Genomic DNA, 24,201 nt, shown 5'->3' on the forward strand with positions numbered 1-24,201 from the left:
CCGGCGCGCCGGCACCGGCATTTTTGCCGTGCTCAGCCCCGCAGCGCGACGGCCTCCGGGCGGACGGTCACGTCGAGGTAGACCCCTTCGAAGGTGTCCAATGTGGAATCCAGGTCGTGGGCGGCGATCAGCTCGAGGCCGGCCCGGCCCATCGCGGTCCGGGCCGGCGCGTCGGTCAGCACCGCGGTGAGCCGCCCGGCCAGCGCCGCGACGTCGCCGGGCGGGTAGAGCCAGCCGTTGCGGCCCGGCCGGACGAGGTGGGGCAGCGCCATCGCGTCCGCGGCCACCACCGGTTTGCCCGCGGCCATCGCCTCCATGGTGACGAGGCTCTGCAGTTCGGCGGTGCCCGGCATGCAGAAGACGGTGCACCGCCGGTAGGCCCGGACCAGGTCTTCGTCCGGGACGAAGCCGTGGAAGGTCACCCGGTCCGTGAGGCCCAGCCGCTTCGCGAGCGCCTCGAGCCGTCCGCGTTCGCTGCCGTCGCCGACGAGCTCGACCCGGACGTCCGGGGGCAGGAAGACGGCCGCCTCCAGGAGCTCGTGGACGTTCTTTTCCGCGTCCAGCCGGCCCACGAAGAGCACGTTCGGCGCCTCGGCGGGCTCGTCGGGCGGGCCGGCGTAGTGCGCGCGGTCGATCCCGCAGGAGATCGCCAGCACGGGCCGGTGCAGGCCGTTCTGTTCGAGCAGCTGGGCCGCGCGCGGGGTGGGGGTGGTGCAGACGGTGGCGCGGCCGAAGACCCGGGCGAGGTCGCGCCACGCCAGCCGGATGAGCGGGCGGTGCGTCCAGCGCGGCAGCGGGCCGTACCCGAGCAGGTTCTCCGGCATGAAGTGGTTGGTGGCGACCACCGGGACGCCGGCCGCGGTGGCGGCGCGGACCGCGCTGCGGCCGACCAGGAAGTGCGCCTGGGTGTGCACGACGTCGGGGTCGATCCCGGCGAGCAGGGCCGGCACGGCCTTCGCGGTCCGCCACGGCGGGCAGACGCGGAACGTCGGGTGGAACGGCGTGCGCACCGAACCGAGCCGGTGGACGGTGACCCCGGCCGCCGTTTCGGTGCAGTCTTCGCTGGTGGGCGACGGGCAGAGGACGTGGACGTCGTGCCCGCGGGCGGCCAGCCCGGACGCCAGGCGGGCGGCGAAGTTGGCGGCGCCGTTGACATCGGGCGGGTAGGTGTCCGCGGTGATCGCGATGCGCAGCGGCCCCTCGCGCCGCACCCGGCGTGCGGGCGCGGCGGGCGACGGCAGTTCGCGGGTCAGGAGCACGAGTCCGCCCACGGCGATCAAGCCGGGCACGGCCACGCCGGCGAGCTGGCCCGGAGTCAGTTCCCCGTACGCGAAAACGCCGATGAGGACCGCGCTGAGCGGGTCGACGATGGTGGTCACACCGGCCACGATCGGCGCGGGTCCGCTGGCGTAGGCCTGGTGCAGCAGCCACGCCCCGGCGAGCGTCGCCGCCACGGCTTCGGCGATGACGAGGAGGGAGAACGGGGCGACGGTCGCCGCCCGGATCAGCGCCGAGGTGAACCCGAAGAGCACCGCCGTGCCGAGCGCGGACAGCAGGGACCGCGTCCGGCCGCGGGTGTACCGGGCGGCCACGGCCAGCCCGGCCGCGACCGGCAGCGCCCACTGAGCGGTCGCGAGGTCGGGGGCCGGCAGGGCGGTGTTCGCGGCCGTGGCGGAGAGCGCGACGAACCCCGCGAGCCCGGCGACGCTCATCGCCAGCGCGGCGAGCACGGTCCGGGTGAGCGGGGTGCGCGCCAGCAGGACGGTAAGCACCAGGGTGAGCACGCCGATCGGCTGCACGACGGCGAGCGGGGCCAGGGTGAGCGCGAGGACGTGCAAGGCGGCACCGAGACCGGCGAGCCCGATCCCGGCGTACCAGCCGGGGGTGCGCAGGATGGCCCGGATCCCGGACAGCCGCAACGCCGGACCCGCGGTCGCCCCGCGGACGGCCCGGTGCTGGAGGTGGACGGTACCGGCGAAGCAGCACGCGCCGGCGGCGGCGAGAACGATGGCGAGGGTCAGCACGATTTCCTCCCGGAACGCAGGACGGCGAGGGCCGGCTCGCCGAGCAGGACGAGGTAGACGACGAAGACGAGCCGCTCGGCGAGCCCTTGGAACAGCGGGCCGTCGAACCCGCGCGGCGGCGCGAGCAGCACCGGGAGCTGGCTGAGCAGGAAGACCGTGAGGGCGGCCCACGCCCAGTCGGTGTGCCGCCGCAGCCGGACGGCGAGGGTGTGGTGTACCGGGTGGCCGGCGGCGTCCCGGGCGAGCAGCCCGGCCGCGGCGGGCAGGCTGAGGAACAGGACGAGGCCCGCGAAGCGGTGGATCTCGGCGGAGAGCGTCATCGGCGCGCCGGTCGGGATGGTGGGGAAGAAGGCGCAGAGCGTCAGCCCGCCACCCCAGCACCCGGCCAGCGCGACGACGGGCCGGGACACGGGCAGCCCGGCTTTCCCGAGCCCGACGAGCAGGAACCCGGTCCCGCCGGCCAGGGTGAGCACGCAGACCCCGAACCCGTCGGCGGCGGGGGAGAGGGCGTAGTCGCTGATCACCTGCCGGACGGGATCGACGGCTTGGGTGACGTGCAGCAGAAGGGCGGTGGCGACGCACAGCCCGAAGCACCCGATGGCGGCGGCGGCCCAGACCCGGGCCTGGCGCGGCCCCGCCGCCGTGGGCGGCGCGGGACGGATCGTTTCGACGGAGGACACGATTCGAAGTTCGGGTCCGCGGATGAAAGAACCTTAAGAGCCGCCGCTGGGCCGGTTAAGAAACGCGGTCGCTCTTCAGCCGGACGCGGAGTTCGGCGCCGCCGCCGGGAGCCGCGCCGGCGGCGACGGTGCCGGCGTGTGCTTGGACGATCTGGGCCACGATGGCCAGCCCGAGGCCCGAGCCCGGCATCGACCGGGCCGCGGTGGCGCGGTAGAAGCGCTCGAAGACCTTGGGCCGGTCCTGTTCGTCGATGCCCGGCCCTTCGTCGGTGACCGCCAGGTCGGCGTGACCGTCCGAGGTGGACAGGCTGACCCGGACGGTCCCGCCCGGGGGACTCCATTTGGCCGCGTTGTCGAGCAGGTTCAGCACCACACGGGACAGCCCGCCCGCCTGGCCCGTGAGACTCGCCGGGGCGGTCGAGACGGCGAAGACGACCTGCGGCCAGCGGGCCCGCGCCCGGATGACGGCACTGTGGACGACGTCGGCCAGGTCCAGCGGACCGAACGGCTCGGGGTCGGTGTTCTCCGCGGCCAGTTCCACCAGCTCGGTGGTGAGCGTGGTCAGCTCTTCGGCCTGCACCCCGAGGTCCCGCAGCAGCCGGGCGCGGTCGTCGGGGGCGAGGACCCGGCCGGAGGCGCGTTGCTCCTCGGCGTAGGTGAGCAGTTCGACGTTGGTGCGCAGGCTGGTCAGCGGGGTCCGCAGCTCGTGGCCGGCGTCCTGGACGAGCTGCTGCTGGGCGGCTTTCGACGCCGCGAGCGCGGTCAGCAGGTGGTTGACCGCGGTGGCGAGCCGGGCGATTTCGTCGTGGCCGGCCACCGGGATCGAGCTGTCCAGGTCCTGCGTCTCGGCCACCTTCTCGACGGCCCCGGTGAGCCGGTGGACCGGGCCCAGGCCCGCCCGCGCGACGCCCCAGCCGACCACGCCGGCGAGGGCGGTGCCGGCGAGGCCGATCCAGGTGAGCAGCACGCGGAGGTCGTCGAGCGTCCCTTCGATGCCGATGACCCGGCTGGCGACCTGCACCGCGCCGCCGCCGGGCCGGGGCACGGTGCTCACGCGGTAGACCGTCTCGTCGTCTTCGGGCCCGGCGTCGGCGAGGTCCTGGCCGCTCCCGCGCTCCGCGACGCGGGCGGCCGGCGACGTCACCGGTCCCAGCCACTCGGCTCCCGCGGTGGCCGCCACCGGCTGCCCCTGGCCGTCGAGGAACCGGACGACGAACGGCGGCGGCGTGCCGGCCACGACGAGCAGCTGCCGGATTTCGGACGGCAGGTCGTCGTCCGACCAGTCGCCCGGCAGCTCGTCGGCGCCGTGCAGGGCGCGCAGCGCGTCCTCCGGTGTCGCCGCCCGCACCGCTTCGGCCGTGTCGGCGCGCATCCGGAGGTCCAGGTTGTCGTACATCCGGCCGTGCATCAGCCACCAGCCCGCGAGCGACACGACGACCACGGCGAACGCGACGCCGAGCGTGGAGAGCATCGCGACCCGCGCGCGCAGGGTGAGCTTGCGCCGTCCCAGGCCGCGCAGCAGCCTCACACCGGGTCCTCGCGCAGGACGTAGCCGACGCCGCGGACGGTGTGCAGCAGCCGGGCGGCGCCCTCGGCTTCGAGTTTCTTGCGCAGGTAGCCGAGGTAGACGTCGAGGCTGTTGGAGCTGTTGCCGAAGTCGAAGCCCCAGACGTGCTCGAACAGGACGGTCCGGGTGAGCACCTGCCGCGGGTGGCGCAGGAAGAGTTCGAGGATGGCGAATTCGGTGCGCGTCAGCCGCACCGGACGGCCCGCGCGCACGACTTCCCGCGTGGCCGGGTTGAGCGCGAGATCCCCGAAGCGGAGATCGGCGGGGGCTTCGGGGACGGCTTCGTACCGCGCGCGCCGCAGCAGGGCCCGCACCCGGGCGAGCAGTTCCTGGAGGGAGAAGGGCTTGGCGAGGTAGTCATCGGCCCCGGCGTCGAGGCCGGCGACCCGCGCGGTGACGTCCCCGCGCGCGGTGAGCATGAGGACGGGCACGAGGTTCCCGGCCGCCCGCAGCCGCCGGCAGGTTTCCAGGCCGTCGAGCACAGGCATGGTGACGTCGAGGATGACCCCGTCGGGTTCGCGCTCCCGGATGACGTCGAGAGCGGCTTGCCCGTCCTTGGCGACTTCGACGGCATAGCCCTCGAAGCGCAGGGTGCGCGACAGGGAGTCGCACACGGCATCCTCGTCGTCGGCGATCACGATCAGCACCCTGCCGATTCTCCGAGGCGGCGGGAACGGTCGCCAGGCGGGGTTTTAAGAAACGGCTAAGAACCAGGGCCGCGGCGGCGAAGCCGGCGACGCACACGACGGTCACCCGTCACCGCTCGCCCGTTCAACGAGCCGGATTCCCGCCGAGTTCCCGCGTGCCTTCGGAGCGCGGCGGGGCGGGACCGAGGCCGGGTGGTCTCGGCGGCGGGCGCGTCCCCCGACGACGCACCCGCCGCCGGTGAGCGCGGGATCGGGCCTGCAGCGACCGGCTGTCCCGGCGGAGGGCGCGACCCCCAACGACGCGCCCGCCACCGGGTCGCCCCGGCATTCCCCCTCTTTCGCCGTGGCCCTAGGGTTTCCGACGCCGTCCTCGTTTCGTCCTCGCGCCGGCATTCGCCGCTTCGACCTGCGCGTTCGGCGAACCGGCCGGTCCGACGAGCAGGGGGTGGCGATGAGGTTCCGGATTCTCGGGACGCTCGAAGTGCAGGCGTACGGGAGCCGAATCACCCTGGCGAGCCCGCGGCAGCAGCGCGCGCTCGCCGTGCTGCTGCTCAACGCCGGCGCCGTCGTCCCGGTGGAGCGCATGATCGACGCGCTCTGGGAGGACGAGCCGCCGGCGACCGCCGTGAAGCAGGTGCGCAACTGCGTTTCCGCGCTGCGGGGCCGGCTCGGCGAGCTCGGCGGGGCGATCGTCACCGACGGGCCCGGCTACCGCCTGCAGATCGACGGCGACGACCTCGACGCCCTCCGCTTCCGCCGGCACGTCGCGGCCGCCCGGGGACTCGCCGGGCAGGCCAAACTCGTCGACGCCGTCGAGGAAATCCGCGCCGCGCTCGCCCTGTGGCGCGGCCCGGCGCTCGACGGGCTGCGGACCACCACGCTCGCCGGCCGGGCCGCGCTGCTCGACGAACAACGCGCCGAAGCCGTCGAACTCTGCGCCGAATGGCGGCTGCGGCTCGGTGAAACGGCCGAAGTCGTCCGCGAGCTGACCGAGTTCTGCGGCGAGCACCCGACGCGCGAGCTGTCCCACCTGCTTCTCATGCGCGCCCTCGCGAAGGAGGGCCGCTACGCCGAAGCTTCGACGCTGTTCCACGGCCTGCGCCGGCGGCTGGCCGACGAACTCGGCGTCGACCCGAACCCCGACCTGCGGCGGCTCCACGACCGGATCCTCGCCGAGTCGGCGCCCAGCGCCGAAGAGCCCGAGCCGGAAGTGCCGCCGCAGCACCGGTTCGACCGGGCCGTCACCGAGCTGGCCGAAGCCGTCACGTGGCAGTGGCGCGCCGAAGCCGAGCTGCGTTCGCTGCACCGGCCGCAGCCGATCATGCTGCGCTGGTCGTCGGCCGCGCCCGCCGGGAAGCCGCGGGGCGATCTCGACGACATCGCGGCGACGTTCACCGCGCTGCCCGTGCGGCAGCTGGTGGTGCTCGGCGATCCCGGCTCCGGCAAGTCCGTGCTGGCCCTGATGCTGACGCTGGAACTGCTGCGCACCCGCGCCCCGGACGCTCCCGTCCCCGTCCTGTTGTCGCTGGCCTCGTGGGACCCGCGGCGCGAGCACCTCGACCGGTGGCTGGCGGCCCGGCTCGCCGAGAACCACCCGGCGCTGCTCACCGCCCGCGAGTACGGGACCGACGCCCCGACCCGGCTCGTCCTCGGCGGCCACGTCGTCCCGGTCCTCGACGGCCTCGACGAGATGCCGGCCGACCTGCGCGTCGCGGCGCTCGACGCGCTCGACCAGACCATGGGCGCCGGACGCTCGCTGGTGCTGACCTGCCGCTCGGCCGAGTACGAGCAGGCGACCCGTGAGTCCGGCGCGGTGCTGAGCGCCGCGACCGTGGTGCGGCTCGAACCCGTCGCCCGCCAGGAGGCGATCACCTACCTGGCGGCGCGGCAGGGCGAAGACCGCTGGCGGCCGGTCGCCGACCGGCTGCGGCGCGAGCCGGATTCGGCACTGGCCCGGGTGTTGCGGACGCCGTTGATGGTCGACCTCGCGCGGATCGGCTACGGCCGCCCGCCCGCCGATCCCGCGGAGCTGCTCGCCGCCGAAGACGCCGGAGTCCTCGAAGGACAGCTCCTCGACTCGTTCGTGCCCAACGCCTACGCGCAGGTCCCGCAGCCGCCGGGCCGGAACCCGAAGACGAGCCCGTCCGGGCGCTACTCCGCCGAGCAGGCGACCCGCTGGCTCGGGTTCCTGGCCCGCCACCTCGAACGCGCGCGCAGCCGCGACCTCGCCTGGTGGCAGCTGTACCGCGCGGTGCCGGTCGGCACCCGCTCGGGCCTGATCGGCGTGCTGATCGCGTTGTTCTTCGTGGTCACCGGCTGGGTCGACGACGGCCCGGTGCTGGCGGCGATCTACGGCCTGTCCTTCGGGGGCGCCGCCTATCTGACGCACCGCTTCGGCCGCCCGCCGGAGCCGCTGCGCACGGAACTGCGCTTCGCCGGGGCGGCCGGGAAGTTCGCCGGCCGCTTCGCGATCGGGGCCGCGGTGGGTGTCCTGCTCGGCCTCGGCTGGTCGCTGGCGGCCGGCCTGGTCGTCTTCCTGGCGCTGGTGTTCGGCCTGGTGTTCGCGGTACACGTGTGGCTGGCGAAGCCGGTCGACGCCAGCCGCGTGGCGAGCCCGCGGACGATCCTGCGCAACGAACGGACGGGCGCGATCGCGTTGTCGGTGTCGTTCCTGGTGTCGCTCGGGCTGTTCGACGGGATGGCGTTCGCGTTCACCGCCCAGACGCGGTTCCTCCCGGTGCTGGGCGGCCGTTACGACCTGGCGCTGGCCGTGGCCGGCGGGATCGCGGGCGCGGCGTTCGGCTTCTTCATGGCCCGCGGCGTGGCGGCGGTCTGCTACGGCGTGGCGGGCGCGCTGGCGGGCGGCCAGGTGTTCCCGGCGGCGACGAACCCGGTGGCCCCGTTCGTGGTCGGCGTGTGCTTCGGCGTGGGCATCGGGCTGGCGGTGCTGGTGACCCGGGCCTGGGGCAACTACTTCGTCCACCACGTGTGGCTCGCGGCCACGGGCCGCCTCCCGTGGCGCCTGATGCACTTCCTCGACGACGCCCACCGGCGCGGAGTGCTGCGTCAGGCCGGCGGTGTCTACCAGTTCCGCCACGCGCGGGTCCAGGAACGCTTGGCGGCCGGCGACGGCTAGACCGGGCTGCGCGAGGCGTCGCGTTCGGCTTCGGCCACGGCGCTGGCGGTCACTTTCGTCGCGCCGAAGGCGGTCGACATGGCCAGCACGCTCATCACCGCGAACACCGTGGGCAGGCTGGAGAACTGGGCGAGCAGCCCGCCCGCCAGCGCGCCGAGGGGCTTCGTGCCGTACGCCACCAGGCGGTGGGAACTGTTGGTCCGCCCGAGCAGCCGGTCCGGGGTGATCCGCTGGCGCAGGGAGACCGTCGTGACGTTGGAGACGATGAGGGCGACACCGGAAACGAAGAAGGCCGCCCCGACGAGCACCGGATCGGCCGTCACCGCCGGCACCCCCAGGGACGCGGCCCCGGCGAAGAAGGTGATGCCGATCGCGCGTGCCGTGCCCAGCGCGCGCTCGATCCGCTCGGCGAAGAAGGAACCGGCGAGGGCGCCGGCGGCGACCAGGCTCACCAGCCAGCCGAAGCCTTCCTCCGACAGGCCCATCGCCGATCCCGGGCCGACGGCGTACAGGACGAGCACGGCCTGGATCGCGCTGCTGGCGAAGTTGAAGACACCGGTCATCACCGTGAACGTGCGCAGGATGCCGGTGCGCCACACGAACCGCAGTCCCTCGGCGATCTCGGTGCGCAGCACCGGGCGCCGATCGGTGCCCGCCACCCGGAACGAGCCGCGGACGGACACCAGGACGACGACCGCCACCGCCCAGAGGGCGATCGGCGTCCCGAGCGCCAGGGCGGCCGCGGTGGCGACGAGCAGCCCGGCCACCGGGGGCCCGGCGAGCTCCAGCGCCGTCGTCTCGGCCGCGTACAGCCGGCTGTTCGCTCTCGGCAGCTGCTCGCGCCCGACCAGCTGCGGCACGATCGCCTGGGACGCGGTGTCGTAGCAGGTTTCCGCGATGCCGGTGCCGAGTGCCGCGACGTACAGCAGCCAGATCGAACCGGCGTCGAGCAGCACGGCCACGAGGAGTCCGGCGAGCAAGGTCGCGCGGATGACGTTCGCCAGCAGCATCAGGGCGCGCCGGTCGTGGCGGTCGGCGATCGCGCCGGCCGGTAGCGCGCAGAGCAGCCACGGCAGGGTGAAGGCCAGCGTCAGCCCGGCGACCAGCGTCGGCGAGCGCGTGTAGCCGATCGCCAGCAGCGGCAGCGCGAACTTGAGGATTCCGTCCGCGAGGTTGGACAGGGCGGCCGACGTCCACAGCCGCCAGTACCTGCCGCCCAGCGATGTCCGCATTGGTGGAGGATTTCACATCGATGGAGAAAAGTCCATCGATGGGGATGCACTAGCCTGCGCCCATGGCTGATCACGACGGTGCGTCCTCGTCGATGCCGCGGCGCGAGGCCACGGTCGGCGAGGCCAAGGCCCTGGCCCACCCGCTGCGGCTGCGCATCCTGCGGCTGTGCTGGCAGGGCGAGCTGACCAACAAGCAGCTGGCCGACCGGCTGGACCGCGACCCCGGGACGGTCCTGTACCACGTCCGTCAGCTGCTCGAGGCGGGCCTGCTCGAGCCGGCCCCGGTCCGCACCGGCGACAGCGGCGCGCTGGAGAAGCCCTACCGCGCCAAGGCGCGCTCGTGGTGGCTGGACGACCCGCCGAACACCGAATTCGACGCCGCCTTGGCGCCGATCGAAGCGATCCAGGACGAGCTGCGCGCAGCGGGTCCCGACGCGGTGCGCACCTTCATGCGGTTCGCCGTCCACCTGTCCGCCGAGGACGCGGCGGAACTGGAGCGCGGCATCGTCGCGCTCGTCGAGCGGTACGTGTCCACGGACACCGAACGCTCCGGCGAGCCCGCGTACGGCGGCATGATCGTGCTGCACCGCCTGGCGGAGTAGCCGTCACGCGACGGCGAGGTCCTCCGGTGGTGCCCACAGCGGCACGCCGTCCGCCCGTTCGGGGTGCAGCCAGTGGTGCCGCGCGGCCGTCTCCCTCGCCACGTCCAGGAACGCCCGGACGCTCTCCGGCTGCTCGCCATCCCGCCACGCCAGCGACCACGGGTACACCGGCTCCAGCTCCTGCGGCCGGTACGCCGGGATCCCGAGCTCGGCGTACCGCCGGGCGTAGCTGTCGAACTCGAGCAGGTAAGCGCTGTCCCGTGCCCGGGTGAGGGCGGCGTGGCACGTGTCGAACGTGCCCGGGTTGCCCAGCCAGCGCAAGGTCAGGCCCGTGTGCTGCTCCAGGGAACTCAGGTACCGGCCGTGCACGTTGTACAGCGCCGTGCCGGGTGCGTCGGCGAAGACCTCGATCGGACGTTCGTGCACCGACACCCCCGGGCGGCGGGGGTCGCCCGGGCGGCCGACCAGGCGGAACGGCTCCAGCCGCAGCAGCTCGTGCCGCCAGCCCGCCGGGTTCGCCGCCTTCAGCGCGCTCGTCACGCGGATGATCGCGACGTCCAGCTGGTCCTCGAGCAACGCGGTGAGCTGGCGGGCGCTGTCCATCTGGCTCTGCACGAGCCGGATGCCGGGGTGGGCGGTGTGGAACGCGTCGGCGACCCGCCGGCTCGTGTCCAGCTCGAAGATGTGGGCGATCCGCACGTGGTGCGGGGCGGGTTCGCGCAGCATCAGGTCGGCGGTCGCCAGCAGCTGCCGGGCCAGGTGCAGGAACCGGTCGCCGCGCGGAGTGAGGGCCACGTGGCGGCTGTCGCGGACCAGCAGGGCGCCGCCGACGTCGGCTTCGAGCTTGCGGATCTGCTTCGACAGCGTCGGCTGGCTGATGAAGAGCTTCGCCGCCGCGCGGCCGAAGTGCAGTTCGTCGGCGACGGTGACGAAGTACCGCACCAGCCGGAGGTCGAGGTCCACGCCGACGATGCCACCACGGCTATCGATCCGGGCGCAACAGGTCTTGGACGTCGGCGCCACCGGTCGGGTTGGCTGGGGACAGTGCTTTCGAAGAACTGGAGGATCCGATGGCCGGCACCCCCGTCGTGTTCATCCACGGGCTGTGGCTGCACGCCACCTCGTGGACCCCGTGGATCGACCACTTCCGGGCGGCCGGGTACGCGCCGGTGGCGCCGGGCTGGCCGCACGAGCCCGAAACCGTCGAGCTGGCGCGGGCGAACCCCGAGGCCGTTGCGGACACCACCATCGACGAGGCCACCGAGCACTACGCGGCGATCATCGCCGGCCTCGACCGGCCGCCGGTCGTCATCGGGCACTCCTTCGGCGGCCTGATCACCGAGAAGCTGCTGGGCCAGGGGATCGGCCGGGCCGGCGTCGCCATCGATCCCGCGCAGATCAAGGGCGTCCTGCCGCTCCCGCTGGCGCAGCTGCGGGCGGGCCTGCCGGCGCTGGGGAACCCGGCGAACCTCCACCGCGCGGTGTCGCTGACCGAGAAGGAGTTCCGGTTCGGCTTCGGCAACGCCCTGAGCGACGCCGAATCGGCGGAACTGTACCGGCGCTGGACGATCCCGTCCCCGGCCCGGCCGCTGTTCCAGGCGGCGGCCGCGAACTTCGTGCTGCACTCCCAGGCCGCGGTCGACACCGGCCGGGCGGACCGCGGCCCGCTCCTGCTCATATCCGGGACGGCGGACCACACGGTCCCGGACGTCGTCACGCGCTCGACGTTCAAGCAGTACCGGGATTCCACCGCCGTCACCGAGCTGAAGCAGTTCGAGGGCCGCGGCCACTCGCTGACCATCGACAGCGGCTGGCGCGAAGTCGCCGACGCCGTCCTGGCCTGGCTGCGCGAGCAGGGGGTCTAGCCGGTGGACCTCGGACTGGACGGCGCGGTCGCGGTCGTCACCGGAGCCAGCCGCGGCATCGGCCTGGCCGTCACCGAAGTCCTGGTCGCGGAAGGCGCGCACGTCGTGGCGGGCGCGCGCGTCCCGGGGCCGGGTCTGGAGGCCCTCGTCGAGGCGGGGAAGGCGCACGCGCTCGCGGTCGACCTCGGCACCACGGACGGCCCGGGCCGGCTGGCCGAGCTGGCGGTGGCCGAGTTCGGCCGCATCGACGTCCTGGTCAACAACGTCGGCGCGGTCACGCCCCGGCCGAACGGCTTCCTGCTGGTGACCGACGAAGACTGGACGCGCTCGGTGACGCTGAACCTGCTGAGCGCGGTCCGGGCCACCCGGGCGGTGCTGCCGACGATGGTGACGGCGGGCCGGGGGAGCATCGTCACGGTCGCCTCGGTCAACGCGGTCCTGCCCGACCCGGGCGTGATCGACTACAGCGCGGCGAAAGCGGCGCTGGTCAACTTCACGAAGTCGCTGTCGAAGGAGTTCGGCCCCCGCGGCATCCGCGCGAACGCGATCAACCCGGGCCCGGTCGCGACGGACCTGTGGCTCGGCACGGGCGGCGTGGCGGAAACCCTGGCCGCGACGACGGGCGCGAGCCCGGACGCGGTCGCGGACGAAGCAGCGGCCCACGCGGTCACCGGCCGCTTCACCCGGCCCGCGGAGGTGGCCAACCTGGTCGCCTTCCTGGCCGGTGACCGGGTGGCGGGCAACATCACCGGCGCGACATTCGCCATCGACGGGGGCTACACGACGGAAATTCACTGAATCCGGATTCGAATTGAGTAGGGTCCCGATCGAGTTGAGTAATGCCGATCCCTCAAGTGATCTCCGTGGTGTGCCGACAATGGGGCGTACGGACGAGAGGGGTCGAGGGAACCGTGCTGAAAAAATCACAGGTGGGGGAAGTCGCACGCCTGTTCATCGAGGGCGTGGAATCGATGGACGTGCTCACGGACACCCAGCAGCGGCTGGTGGATCTGGTGAAAGAGCACCTCGGCGGTGTCGCCGAAACCGCCGCGAAAGATCCGGACGGCGAAGAAACGCTCGCCGCGGAACTGGCGGCCCGGGCCGGCGCGGACGCCGGATTCGCGCGGAGCCTCGCCGAGGTGCTGCGCGAATACCGGCCGCAGGATGTCGACCAGAAGGCGGAGGCCCGTTACGGGGACGCCGTCGTGCTGAACGGCAACGGCACCGTGGTGACGCGGTCCTGGTTCACCCGGATCAAGAAGGTCGTCTCCCGGAACAAGAAACTGTCGCTGGTGTTCCTGAGCATCACCCTCAGCTGCGGGGGAACGGTGTTCCTGCTGGCCCCGCACGACGACGGCGGCACCGTGGCCACGCAGCCGAAATCGGACGGCGTCACGTCGATCACGTCGACCGTCCCGCCGGCACCGAGTTCCGTCCCGGTCCTGCCCACCCAAGACCTGCCCGTCCTTCCGGCACCCGGCACCGGTGACGACGGAGGAAACCCGGCACCGGGCGGCGGCACGCGTCCTCCGCTGACCGGTGGCCAGGTGCCGACCGGGCAGGTTCCGGGCACCACCACGCCGAAAACCGGTGCCACGACGGCGCAACCGCGGCTCGCGACGACCACGGACCTGGCGAAGGGCCTGCCGGGGACGTCGGTCAACTTCTCCGGCACCGGCTACACCGCCTGCCCGGCCGAGGGCACCCGCAAGGTCGACGTGCTCTGGGACGGGTACGGCACCGGGAACACCGTCACCGCCGGGCCGGACGGCCGGTTCGCCGTGCGGTTCACCGTTCCGGAGTCCGCCGGCCCCGGCGCGCACTACCTCTACGGCCGGTGCGTCGACGGCGGCGAGTGGTCCCGGAGCACGTTCACCGTCACCCCGCCGCTGCAGGTGACGACCACGCCGGCCCGCGGCCGCGCGGGCAGTTCCGTGCAGGTGCACGGCACGCAGTACGGCGGTTGCCCCGATTACGGCGACCGGAGCGTCAACGTGCTCTGGGACGGCGCGGCGATCGGAGCCGCGGTGCCGATCCGGGCGGACGGCACGTTCACCGCGACCGTCACCGTTCCCGCGGGCACGGGCGACCATTACGTCACCGGGCAATGCCGGGACGGCGGCCAATGGGCCAGGACGATATTCACGGTCACCCCGTAGCCGATTGACCGCGAACGCGATTCCCGGATTCGCTATGCTGGCGGGTCGTGAGCAGCCCGTGGCCGTTCGTCGGCAGAAGTGCCGAGCTCCGGCAGATCGAAACCGCGATGCGGGAACGGGACGGCGTCGTTCTCGTCGGCGACGCGGGAGTGGGAAAAACGCGGCTGGCCTACGAAGCGGTCGGCGCCGTCGACCCCCGCCGGACGCTGGGACTGTGGTTTCCGGCGACGGCGGCCATGACGTCGATCCCGTTCGGAGCGCTCGCCCAGGGCCTGCCGTCCGTGCCGGAGAGCGTCAGCCCGGCGGAACTGCTCCGCCGGATCGCGGACGCGCTGACCAGCCGGGCGGGCGCCCGCCGGCTGGTGCTCGGGATCGACGACGCGCACCTGCTCGACGAGCTCTCCGCCGCACTGGTCCACCAGCTCGCCCAGGCGGGGCGGGCGTTCGTGCTGGTGACCGTCCGGGCCGGGGAAAGCGTCCCGCCGGCGATCACCGCGCTGTGGAAGGAGGACCGGGCCGCCCGGCTGGAAATCCGGGCCATGACGCACGAAGACGTCCGCGAGGTGCTGGCCGCGGTGCTGGGCGGCCCGGTCGACGGCGTGACCAGCCGGCGGATGTTCGAGCACACCCGCGGCAACATGCTGCTGCTGCGCGAACTGGTGAACGCCGGCCGCGAAAGCGGCGCGCTCACCGAGATCGCCGGCGTGTGGCAGTGGACAGGTCCGTGGGTGGTGGCGCCCCGGCTCGCCGAGGTCATCGCCGAGCGGATCGGCAGGCTGGAACCGGACGAGCAGGAAGTCCTCGAGTTCGTCGCCTACGGCGAACCCGTCGGTGCCGACATCCTCGTCGGGCTGACCAGCCAGCGGGCCGTGCTGGCGGCGGAGTCGAAGAACCTGCTGTGGACCCGGCAGGACGGGCGGCGCGTCGACGTGCGGGCCGGGCACCCGCTCTACAGCGAAGTGATCCGCGCGCGGCTGCCGCCGCTGCGGGCCCGGATCGTCCGGCAGAAGCTCGCCGACGCGGTCGCCGCCACCGGAGCCCGGCGGCGCGACGACTGGATCCGGATCGCGATCTGGCGGCTGGACGCGTCCCTGCCGATCGAGCCGGACGTGCTCACCGCCGCGGCCCGCCAGGCGTTCGCCGCGCTCGAACTCCCCCTCGCGGAACGGCTGTCCCGCGCGGCCCTCGACGCGGGAGCGGACGTCGCCGGAGGCGAGGTGCTGTGGCGGATCCTCTTTCTCACCGGGCGGCCCGCCGAGGCCGAGGAGGTCATGGCGCAGGCGGCCGGGGCGCCGATGTCCGACGGTCAGCGCGGCGACTGGGCGATCGGCCGGGCGTACAACCTCTTCTGGGGCCTGCACCGGATCGACGCCGCGCACGAGGTGCTGCGGGAAACCCGGGCGGTGCTCGGCGACCGGGCGTGGCAGGACGAGATCGACTTCCTGCACTGCGTGTTCGACCTGCTCTCGGGGCAGCCGCGGAAGTCGCTGGAGGCGACCACGCGCCTCGCCGCCCGGCCGGACCTCAGCCCGCGGGTCGGCGCGCAGCGGCTGCTGTCCGAGGGCATGGCCCTGGTCCAGCTCGGTCGCTCGGCCGAGGCCGCGCAGCGGCTCGACGACCTCGAGGACGAGCTGGCGCTGTGCGCGCAGATCCCCTGGGTCCAGGAGTCGCGCGCGTTGTACCGGTGCTACGCCGACCTGTTCGCCGGACGGCTGGACGAGGCAGGGGCGCGCGCGGAGCAGTTCTACGCGCACGCGGTCGACACCCAGTGGGACTTCCCGCTCATCCTCTCGTGCGGCGCCCTGGCGCAGGTCGCGCGCCTGCGCGGCCGGGTCCGCACCGCGGCGAGCTGGGCCCGGGAGGGCCGTGCCCTCGCCGCCAAGCAGGTGTCGGCGATGTTCCGGGCCCACGTGATCGGGGAGGCGGCCCACGCCGAGGCCCTCGCGGGGAACCCGGCGGCCGCCGCCGAAGCGCTGGCGCAGGCGGACGAGCTCCGGTCACCCGCCGAAGGACTCCTGCAGCCGTGGACCGAGCTGGCGCGGCCGTGGGTGGCGGCCGCGGCCGGCGACACCGGGCGCGCGGGCGAGCTGGCCCTGGCCGCCGCCGGGTTCTGCCGCGCCCAAGGGGCGCCGGTGTTCGAAGCGTTCGCCCTGCACGACGCCGCCCGCGTCGGCCGCCCCGGCGACGTCGCGGAGCGCCTGCACGAGCTGGCCGCGGACACCGAAAGCGAGTTCCCGCGCGTCTTCGCCGACCACGTCGCCGCGATGCTCGGGCCGGATCCCGCGGCACTCGCCGAGGTCGGGCAGCGGTTCGCCGACCTGGGCACCGACCTGCTCGCCGCCGAGGCCTGCGCCCAGGCGGCGCGGGCGTTCCGCGCGGCCGGCGACCCCGCGACCGGCCGGCGGCTCCACACCCAGGCGATGCTGACGCTGAGCGGCTGCGAGACGGCGACGACCCCGCTGGTCGCGGAGATCACCCGGCTGCAGCTGACCACCCGCGAACGCGAAGTCGCGCGGCTCGCCGCCGCCGGATTGTCCAATCAGGACATCGCGGACCGGCTGGTGCTCTCCGTGCGGACGGTCGGCAACCACCTCTACCGGCTGTACCCGAAGCTCGGGGTCACCGACCGGACCGGGCTCGCCGGGTTGTCGTTCCCGCAGCAACCGGATTGCTGAGGTCGCCGGACGTGAGCCCGACCGTGGGGACTTCCCACAATTGTGCCGGCCCGCGGCCGCCCCTATGCTCGCCGCCATGTCCGCTTCGCCGTCCGGGCGGCCCCGGGGCCTGCTGCGCTGGCCCACCTATGTGATGGGGCAGCTGCACCGCAGCGGGACCGGCCGGATCGACACCGCGCTGGCCGGGCACGGGGTCGCCCTGCGGGACTACTACGTCCTCGTCTGCATCGGCGAGGCCGGGCCGCTCTCGCAGCAGCGGGTGGCCGACCGGCTCGGCTTCGACCGCAGTGACCTGGTCAAGGTGCTCGACCGGCTGGAGGCCGCCGGCTGGGTGTCCCGCGAGCGCGACACCGAGGACCGGCGCCGGCACGTGCTGACCCTCACCGAGCCCGGTCAGGCCACCGTCGGCAAGGTCGACGAGGTCTCCACCGCGGTCACCGGCGAGCTGCTCGCCCGGCTGAGTCCCGGTGAGCGGGAGACCCTGCACCGGCTCCTGCTGAAGGCCTTCGGGGAGCCGTCCGCCTGATTCGCCGGAAGAGGGTGGTCTTGCCGGACGATCTTGGCTAGCGTGGCCCCAGCCGGACTACCGCGCGCGAGGGGGACGCAGGAGTGCTGGGAGTTCGACCTGCCGTGGGGTCCGCCGCCCTGGACGGCCGGGCGCGGCCGCCACCGCCGCCGCGCGCCGCCGTCGTCCTCATTTCCGCATCACCACCAGGGGGAACCCCATGCGAAGATCCCGTGTTCCGTTCGTCGCCGCCGTCGTCTGTGCCGGGGCGGTGCTCGTCCCGTCGCCGGCCGGCGCCCTCGCCGGCGGCCAGCCGGTCGCCGACGGGGCCGACCGGTTCGCCGTCAAGATCACGACGGACACCGCGGCCTGCTCCGGCGCCCTGATCGCTCCACAGTGGATCGTCACGGCGGCGGCCTGCTTCCCCGGCGCCACCGCGCAGCCGGCCGCGCCCGCGAAGCCGACCACCGTGTACGCCGGGCAGCCCGACCTGCGCGCCGCCGTCCCCTACCGGGTGTCCACAGTGGTCGCCCGCGCCGACCGGGACGTCGCACTGGCGAAGCTGACCCACCCGGTTGCCGACGTCACCCCGCTGCGGGTCGGCAACCGGCCGCCCGCCGCCGAGACCGTCCGGATCACCGGGTACGGCCGCACGGCGACCGAGTGGGTGCCCAACCGGGCGACGACCGCGTCGTTCACCCTCGGCACCACCACGCCGACGACGGTCGCGGTGACCAGCCCGGCCGGCCAGGACCCGTGCCTCGGCGACGCCGGCGGCCCGCTGCTGCGCCCGGGCACCGACGGCGGGCTCGAGCTCGCGGGCGTCCTGAGCCGGTCGTGGCAGCACGGCTGCCTCGCGGTGACCGAGACCCGGCAGGGCGCGGTCGCGGCCCGCACCGACGACCTCGCGGGCTGGATCTCCGACCAGGTCACGCCGAAGTCGGTCCGGTTCGTCAACCACTACTCCCAGCGCTGCCTGGCCGTCCAGGGCGCGAACAACGTCGACGACGCGCCGGCGTTCCAGTTCGACTGCCCGGCCGCCTACGCCGATCAGGCGTGGGACATCGAACCGCAGCCGGCGGGCGGGGTGCTGCTGCGCAACCACTTCACCAAGCGGTGCCTGATCGTCCACGCGACCGGCAGTGGCAACGGGACGCCGCTGCAGCAGTACGAGTGCCTGCCGCAGTACTCCGACCAGCTGTGGGACATCGTCCCGGTCGACGGCGGTGTCCAGCTCAAGAACCGGGCGACCGGTGGCTGCGCGGTCGTGTTCGGCGCCAACAACGTCAACGGGGCTCCCGCCGCCCAGTACGAGTGCTTCCCGCAGTACTCCGACCAGGTCTGGGAGATCGCCCCGGTGCCGGACCCGGTGCAGGTCGTCAACCGCGCCTCGGGCCGCTGCCTGATCGTCCGTGGCGCGGACAACGTCAACGACGCGCCCGCGGTCCAGTACGACTGCCTGCCCCAGTTCCAGGACCAGGCGTGGGAAATCGAACCGCAGCCGGCGGGCGGGGTGCTGGTGCGCAACCACTACACGAAGAAGTGCCTGATCGTGCACGGCGCCGGCAACGTGAACGGGCAGCCGCTGCTGCAGTACGAGTGCCTGCCGCAGTTCACCGACCAGCTGTGGGACGTCGTCGCGGCGGACGGGCACGTCCAGCTGAAGAACCGGGCGACCGGCCGCTGCGCCGGGGTGGCGAGCCCCGGCAACGACGTCACCGCCGCGCAGTACGACTGCACGCCGCAGTCCGGTGACCGGGTGTGGGACATCCTCCCGTTCCCGAAGACGCCGTAAGCACCCGCGCGTCGTGAGTGGTGAGGCGGGTTCTAACCCGCCTCACCACTCACGACCGGCCGGGCGCAGGTCAGCACGCCGTCAGTGGGCCGTCAGCGTTCCTCGCGATCCTTGGGGGGTCCGAGAACCGGTGGCGAACCCCGATGGGAGTTGACCGCGCGATGACTTCGCTGGTTGCGGTGTCCACCTACGTGCCGACGACCGTGCCGATCGAATCGCTGCAGGACGAACTGGGCCTCGACGCCGGGCAGGTGCGCCGCTTCCGGCGGATGTACGGCCTCGACCGGGTCTGCCGGTCCGACGAGTCCGAAGCGGACATGGTGCTCGGCGCGGTCAGCAAGCTCGATTCCCTCCGCGGCCGGGAAGAACGCGTGCGGTACGTCGTGCGCGCGAAGACGATGCCGGCCGCGAACCCGTACCCCGTCGACCCCATGGTCGACGTGCGGGAGGCGCTCGGGCTCACCCACGCGGCCCTCTTCACCCTCACCGACCACGCCTGCGCCTCCGGACTGCTCGCCGTCGACCTCTGCGGCACGCTGCTGGCCGCCGACGGCGATCCCGACGCGCTCGCCCTCGTCCTCACCGGGGAAAAGGCGTTCACCCACTCCGCGCAGGTCATCCCCGACACCGCGATCATGGGCGAGGCCACCGCCGCGGTCCTCGTCGGCCCCGGCGAGGACCAGGACACGCTGCTCGGCTACGCCACCACCACGCTCGGCGGCCCGGGCGGCGAAGTCATCCTCGACGACGAGCAGGCCGCCGAATTCCGGCAGATCTACCCCGGCGCGGTCGCCGACGTCGCGCTCGAAGCCGTCGCGGCGGCCGGGCTGGGCGTCGACGACATCGATCTCGTCCTGCCGCACAACGTCAACAAGATCTCCTGGGTGCGGGCGAGCGCGGCGCTCGGCATCCCGCGCTCGAAGATCTTCCTGCGCAACGTCGGGCTCACCGGGCACTGCTTCTGCGCCGACCCCTTTCTCAATCACCACATCGCGAACGGCCTCGGACTCATCGCGCCGGGCGCCTGCTACCTGATGATTTCCGTCGGCCTGGGGTCGACGTTCTCCGCCATGGTCTTCCGGAAATGAGGAGCGCTGCAATGAGTGTCGAATTCGAGATCTCCGGCGTCGGCATCGGGGAGCTCGCGGAGCGTTACGGCACCCCGCTCTTCGTCTACGACGGCGACGAACTGGGCGGCCGGCTCCTCGGCCTGCGGGAGCGACTGCACCCGCGCCTGGAGATCTTCTACTCGCTCAAGTCCAATCCGAACATCTCGGTGTGCGCGCTGCTGCACGCCCACGGCGCGCGGGCCGAAGTGTCGTCGATGGCCGAGCTGATCACCGCCCGGCGGGCCGGGGTCGCCGGCGAGGACATCATCTTCCTGGGCCCCGGCAAGAGCTCGTCGGAACTGGCTGCTTGCCTGGACGAAGGCGTCTACACCGTCGTCTGCGAATCGTTCGGCGAGCTGCAGCTGCTCGACGACCTCGCGCGGGAACGCGGCATCGAGGCACGCGTCGCCCTGCGGGTGAACCCGAGCTTCGCGGTCAAGGGCTCGGGGCTCACCATGGGCGGCAAACCGCGCCAGTTCGGCATCGACGAGGAGCAGCTGCTCGCCGCGACCGACCTCGCCGACCGGCACCCGCACCTGCGGCTGATGGGCGTGCAGGTCTACATGGGCACCCGGATCCTCGACGAGGAACCGATCGTCGAGAACACGCGGCGCATCTTCGAGCTCGCCGAACGCGTTTCGCGGCAGCTGGGTTTCCCGCTGGAGATGGTCGACGTCGGCGGCGGCCTCGGTGTCGCGTACTTCGACGGCGAAAAGGACCTCGACCGCGATCTGCTCGCCTCGATGCTGAACCCGGTGATCGACGAGTTCGCGCAGCGGCACCCGGCGACGCGGCTGGTCATGGAGCTCGGCCGGTACCTGGCCGCGACGGCCGGCACCTACGTCGTGCGCGTCCGCTACACCAAGACGTCGCTGGGGCAGAACTTCGCCGTCGCCGACGGTGGCACGAACCACCACATGGCCGCCGTCGGCATCGGCTCCTACGTCAAGCGCGACTTCCCGATCCGGCTGCTCAACCGGATCGACGAGCCGGCCACCGAAACCTGGCAGATCACCGGGCCGCTGTGCACGCCCAACGACGTGCTGGCCAAGAAGGCCGCGCTGCCGCCGGTCCGGGCCGGTGACCTGATCGGCGTCACGCGGTCCGGTGCCTACGGTCCGACGGCGTCCCCGGTGCTGTTCCTCAGTCACGGCTACCCGGCCGAGGTCATCGTCCACAACGGACAGCACTACCTGGTCAGCGAGCGGGACGAGCCCGCGGACCTGTTGCGGCGCCAGCACCTGCACGAGTTCGCCGCGCCGGTCGCGGTGGGTGCGGAGCGCTAGGCAGATGTACCGCGCGTCCGCGACCACCCTGTCCTCCGCGCCTGCGCCGGGGCTGCAGCCGTTGCCGCTGCGGCTGGCGCTGGCCGTCCGGCGCGAGTTCGGCCCGGGGGAGCGCGCCATCGACGTCCCCGCGCTGCACCGGTACTTCGCCGACCTCAGCCGCGGGCACGACATCGGCTTCCGGCCGGACCGGGTGACGCGGGCGCGCGGCAACCCCTTCCTCGAGATGGCCCGCGAACTGCTCGCCGGGCAGCTGTCCGGCGAGCGGATCGACCTCGCGATCGTCGCCCACGCGGCGCCGGAGTTCGACCCGCGGCTGTCGGCGCCGGTGAACCTGACGGCCGTGCTGCCCGGCCACCCGCTGGTGTTTTCCGTTTCGGGGCAGGGAAGCCTGGCCCCGTTCACCGCGCTGCGGATCGCCGGCTCGTACGTCCGGCGCCACGGCTACCGGCGCGTGCTGGTCCTGATCATGGACCAGGGTGCCACGCCGTACGACACGCCGGACCGGATCGGCGACGCCGCCATGGCCTTGCTGTTCGAGGCGGGCGGCGGCCGGACGGTCCGCGTCGGCTACGAACCCGAAGCGACGCTGGACGCCGTTCCGGAACTCGAGCCGGCGGAGACGGTCGTCATCGGCCCCGGGCTCGCCGGGCTGGGCTCCTGGCCGGACGCGATCGTCGCCCCGCCGGAATTCCCGTGCACCGGCCTCTGGGCACCGCTCGCCGACGGCCCGGCCACCGGTCCGGTGGTGCTGGCCGACCACGACCCGCGCCGCGGTGCGCTGGGGATCTGCGTGGTGGCCGAGTCCGATTGACGCGGCCCTAAGATGGGCGTTGGTCGTGGTCGGGCTCGGAAGCGGGGGACGGACAAGTGCGCGTGGTCATCGGAGAAGACCAGTTCCTGCTCCGGGACGGCCTGGTGCGGCTGCTGGAAGCGCACGAATTCGAGGTCAGCGCGGCGGTCGACAACGGGCCGGACCTGCTGGAGGCCATGCTGCGCGAACGGCCCGACATCGCGATCGTCGACATCCGGCTCCCGCCGTCGTTCACCGACGAAGGCCTGCGCGCCGCCATCGAAGCGCGCCGCCGCATCCAGGGTTTCCCGGTGCTCGTCCTTTCGCAGTACGTGGAACGGCTGTACGCCGACGAGCTCCTCGCGGACGGCGAGGGTTCGGTCGGCTACCTGCTCAAGGACCGCGTGTTCCACGGCGACCAGTTCGTGGACGCCGTCCGCCAGGTCGCCCTCGGAGGCACGGTGATGGACCCGGACGTGGTGACCCGCCTGCTGACCCACAACACCCGCGACGACCGCCTGGAACGGCTCACCCCCCGGGAGCGCGAGGTGCTGAAGCTGATGGCCGAAGGCCGGTCCAACAGCAACATCGCGGGTGAGCTGGTCGTCTCCGAGAAGGCCGTTTCCAAGCACATCAACAACATCCTCGCGAAGCTGAACCTTCCCCAGTCGGAGGACGCCAACCGGCGGGTGCTCGCGGTGCTGGCGTACCTGAAGCACTGATCAGGGTTCGAGGCCGCAGGGGATTTCGATGGTCACCATGGTCGGGCCGCCGAGCGGGCTGAGGATGGTGATGAAGCCGTCGATCGGGGCGAGCCGCTTTTCGATGCCCCGCAACCCCGAGCCGCCCTCGGTGTTCGCGCCGCCGCAGCCGTTGTCGCTGACGTTGATCACCAGGCGGCCGAACTCGTAGTGGACGTTGATCGCGCCGCTGTCCGCGCCCGAGTGCTTCATCGCGTTGTTCAGCAGTTCGGACACCGAAAAGTACGCCGCCGTCTCGACCGCCAGTGACGGCCGGCCGGGCAGGTCGATCGTCGTCTCGATGCGCAGCGGGTTTTCGATCGCCAGGGTGCGGATCGCGTCCGCGATGCCGCGGTCGACCAGCACCGGGGGCTGGATGCCGCGGACGAGGTCGCGCAGTTGCTGCAACGCCTTGGCCGAGCTGTTCTTCGCCTCGTCCATCAAGGACCGGGCGGCTTCCGGGTGGGAATCGAGCACGCGCATGGCGGCGTCGAGCGTCATGCCCATCGCGACGAGGTGGGTCTGGGCGCCGTCGTGCAGGTCGCGCTCGATGCGGCGCAGCTCGGTCGCCTGCGAACCCACCGCGTCGTCGCGGCTTTCCGCCAGGTGCTGCACGCGGTTGGTCAGCCGGGTCACCTCGGTCGGGGACAGCAGCGTGGCCGCGAGCCGCGCGTGCAGCTTCAGCAGGTGCGGTGCGCTCCACAGCGCGAGCGGGAAGTGCGCCAGGCCGAGGATGGCGGCGAACCAGGCCGTCGGCTGGTCGTCCACCGGGAGCACGACGTACCAGCTGCCGAGCCACTCGGCCGCCTCCGTGCCGACCAGGAACGGCATCGTGAGCCCGCGGATCCCGTGCAGGATCAGCAGAAGCGGGGTGAGGGTGAGCAGGATGCCGAGGGAGCTGTCGACCAGCAGCCACAGCGCGTCCCGCCAGTTCGCGCGGTCGCCGAGCAGGTGGTGGCAGCGGCGCAGCGGCGTGCTCCCGGCCGGCTCCGGCAGGTACGGCGAGGCGATCCGCACGTCCGACCACGCCGCGGCCGACGCGCGCACCCGGTCGGTCAGCGACCGCATCAGCAGCACCGCCGGGGGCAGCATGAACAGTCCCACGCCCACGCCGATCAGCGAGGCGGCGGTGACCACGACGACGAACATCACGAGTTCGGTCACCGCCACCACGGCCAGCGCGCTGCCGCGCACCGTCGCCAGCCCGCCGTCGCGCAGCAGCGACCGCGTCATCGTGGCGACCGGGCTTCCGCTAGTCATGGCGCCATTATGCGCAGGCCGGGCCGCGTTCCGCGGTAGTGCTAACCCCCGCAAACTTCCGCTCCCTAGCACCCTCGGAAACCGGCCCGCGGCTTCGTAACGTGGTCGCGGTAAAGATCGAAGGAC

At 73.1% G+C, this 24,201-nt stretch carries 19 protein-coding genes; 12 read left to right on the forward strand and 7 right to left on the reverse strand.

Features of this window, described 5'->3' with window-relative positions; translation table 11 throughout:
* Positions 1–32: 32 nt before the first annotated feature.
* The 4 genes from H5965_RS12665 to H5965_RS12680 are packed head-to-tail and all read right to left on the reverse strand — an operon-like array spanning position 33 to position 4,918.
* Positions 33–2,024 (reverse strand): glycosyltransferase, encoded by a 1,992-nt coding sequence (locus tag H5965_RS12665; protein WP_310969849.1) that lies wholly within the window; start codon positions 2,022–2,024, stop codon positions 33–35.
* On the reverse strand, positions 2,018–2,704 hold the full coding sequence (locus H5965_RS12670) for a DUF998 domain-containing protein (RefSeq protein WP_310969850.1): 687 nt from the start codon (positions 2,702–2,704) through the stop codon (positions 2,018–2,020). Before H5965_RS12670 ends, H5965_RS12665 begins: the two co-directional genes overlap by 7 nt.
* A gap of 55 nt (positions 2,705–2,759) precedes the next feature.
* Positions 2,760–4,232, reverse strand: a complete 1,473-nt coding sequence (locus tag H5965_RS12675; protein WP_310969851.1) for a HAMP domain-containing sensor histidine kinase — start codon at positions 4,230–4,232, stop codon at positions 2,760–2,762.
* Positions 4,229–4,918, reverse strand: coding sequence for a response regulator transcription factor (locus H5965_RS12680; protein ID WP_310969852.1), 690 nt, complete (start codon positions 4,916–4,918; stop codon positions 4,229–4,231). Before H5965_RS12680 ends, H5965_RS12675 begins: the two co-directional genes overlap by 4 nt.
* A gap of 451 nt (positions 4,919–5,369) precedes the next feature.
* Between H5965_RS12680 and H5965_RS12685 the strand changes: the two genes are divergently transcribed.
* The gene (locus tag H5965_RS12685) at positions 5,370–8,054 is read left to right on the forward strand and encodes a BTAD domain-containing putative transcriptional regulator (protein WP_310969853.1); all 2,685 of its coding nucleotides are present in this window, start codon (positions 5,370–5,372) and stop codon (positions 8,052–8,054) included.
* Here H5965_RS12685 and H5965_RS12690 read toward each other — a convergent pair.
* Positions 8,051–9,286, reverse strand: coding sequence for an MFS transporter (locus H5965_RS12690; protein WP_310969854.1), 1,236 nt, complete (start codon positions 9,284–9,286; stop codon positions 8,051–8,053). The genes H5965_RS12685 and H5965_RS12690 overlap by 4 nt on opposite strands.
* Before the next feature lie 62 nt (positions 9,287–9,348).
* Here H5965_RS12690 and H5965_RS12695 point away from each other — a divergent pair, with 62 nt between their 5' ends.
* On the forward strand, positions 9,349–9,888 hold the full coding sequence (locus H5965_RS12695) for a winged helix-turn-helix domain-containing protein (RefSeq protein WP_310969855.1): 540 nt from the start codon (positions 9,349–9,351) through the stop codon (positions 9,886–9,888).
* Positions 9,889–9,891: 3 nt separating this feature from the next.
* On the opposite strand, the gene H5965_RS12700 is transcribed toward H5965_RS12695, so the two are convergent.
* Entirely contained in the window at positions 9,892–10,851 is a 960-nt protein-coding gene (locus tag H5965_RS12700; RefSeq protein WP_310969856.1) for a LysR family transcriptional regulator, read from the reverse strand.
* Between the two features lie 107 nt (positions 10,852–10,958).
* On the opposite strand from H5965_RS12700, the gene H5965_RS12705 reads away from it, so the two are divergent.
* The 10 genes from H5965_RS12705 (at position 10,959) to H5965_RS12750 (ending at position 22,797) form a co-directional block, all read left to right on the forward strand.
* Positions 10,959–11,753, forward strand: coding sequence for an alpha/beta fold hydrolase (locus H5965_RS12705; protein ID WP_310969857.1), 795 nt, complete (start codon positions 10,959–10,961; stop codon positions 11,751–11,753).
* A gap of 3 nt (positions 11,754–11,756) precedes the next feature.
* Positions 11,757–12,551, forward strand: coding sequence for an SDR family oxidoreductase (locus H5965_RS12710; RefSeq protein WP_310969858.1), 795 nt, complete (start codon positions 11,757–11,759; stop codon positions 12,549–12,551).
* A gap of 131 nt (positions 12,552–12,682) precedes the next feature.
* Positions 12,683–13,912, forward strand: coding sequence for a hypothetical protein (locus tag H5965_RS12715; RefSeq protein ID WP_310969859.1), 1,230 nt, complete (start codon positions 12,683–12,685; stop codon positions 13,910–13,912).
* 47 nt (positions 13,913–13,959) lie between these two features.
* A complete protein-coding gene (locus H5965_RS12720; protein ID WP_310969860.1) occupies positions 13,960–16,587 on the forward strand; it encodes a LuxR C-terminal-related transcriptional regulator in 2,628 nt (875 codons plus the stop codon).
* 76 nt (positions 16,588–16,663) lie between these two features.
* Positions 16,664–17,113 carry a MarR family transcriptional regulator gene (locus tag H5965_RS12725; RefSeq protein WP_310969861.1) on the forward strand — a complete coding sequence of 150 codons (450 nt, stop codon included), beginning with the start codon at positions 16,664–16,666 and terminating at the stop codon, positions 17,111–17,113.
* A 199-nt stretch (positions 17,114–17,312) separates the two neighbouring features.
* Entirely contained in the window at positions 17,313–18,887 is a 1,575-nt protein-coding gene (locus H5965_RS12730) for an RICIN domain-containing protein (protein WP_310969862.1), read from the forward strand.
* Between the two features lie 161 nt (positions 18,888–19,048).
* Complete coding sequence (locus tag H5965_RS12735) at positions 19,049–19,975, forward strand: 3-oxoacyl-[acyl-carrier-protein] synthase III C-terminal domain-containing protein (protein WP_310969863.1); 927 nt, start codon at positions 19,049–19,051, stop codon at positions 19,973–19,975.
* 11 nt (positions 19,976–19,986) lie between these two features.
* Positions 19,987–21,282 (forward strand): diaminopimelate decarboxylase, encoded by a 1,296-nt coding sequence (gene lysA, locus H5965_RS12740; protein ID WP_310969864.1) that lies wholly within the window; start codon positions 19,987–19,989, stop codon positions 21,280–21,282.
* Between the two features lie 4 nt (positions 21,283–21,286).
* On the forward strand, positions 21,287–22,096 hold the full coding sequence (locus H5965_RS12745) for a hypothetical protein (RefSeq protein ID WP_310969865.1): 810 nt from the start codon (positions 21,287–21,289) through the stop codon (positions 22,094–22,096).
* 56 nt (positions 22,097–22,152) lie between these two features.
* Entirely contained in the window at positions 22,153–22,797 is a 645-nt protein-coding gene (locus tag H5965_RS12750; protein ID WP_086839021.1) for a response regulator transcription factor, read from the forward strand.
* Here the strand turns inward: H5965_RS12750 and H5965_RS12755 are convergent, their stop codons facing one another.
* Positions 22,798–24,075 carry a sensor domain-containing protein gene (locus tag H5965_RS12755; protein ID WP_310969866.1) on the reverse strand — a complete coding sequence of 426 codons (1,278 nt, stop codon included), beginning with the start codon at positions 24,073–24,075 and terminating at the stop codon, positions 22,798–22,800. It abuts the gene before it with no gap.
* Positions 24,076–24,201 lie beyond the last annotated feature (126 nt).

Source organism: Amycolatopsis sp. 505 (assembly GCF_031625235.1).
Lineage (GTDB): Bacteria > Actinomycetota > Actinomycetes > Mycobacteriales > Pseudonocardiaceae > Amycolatopsis.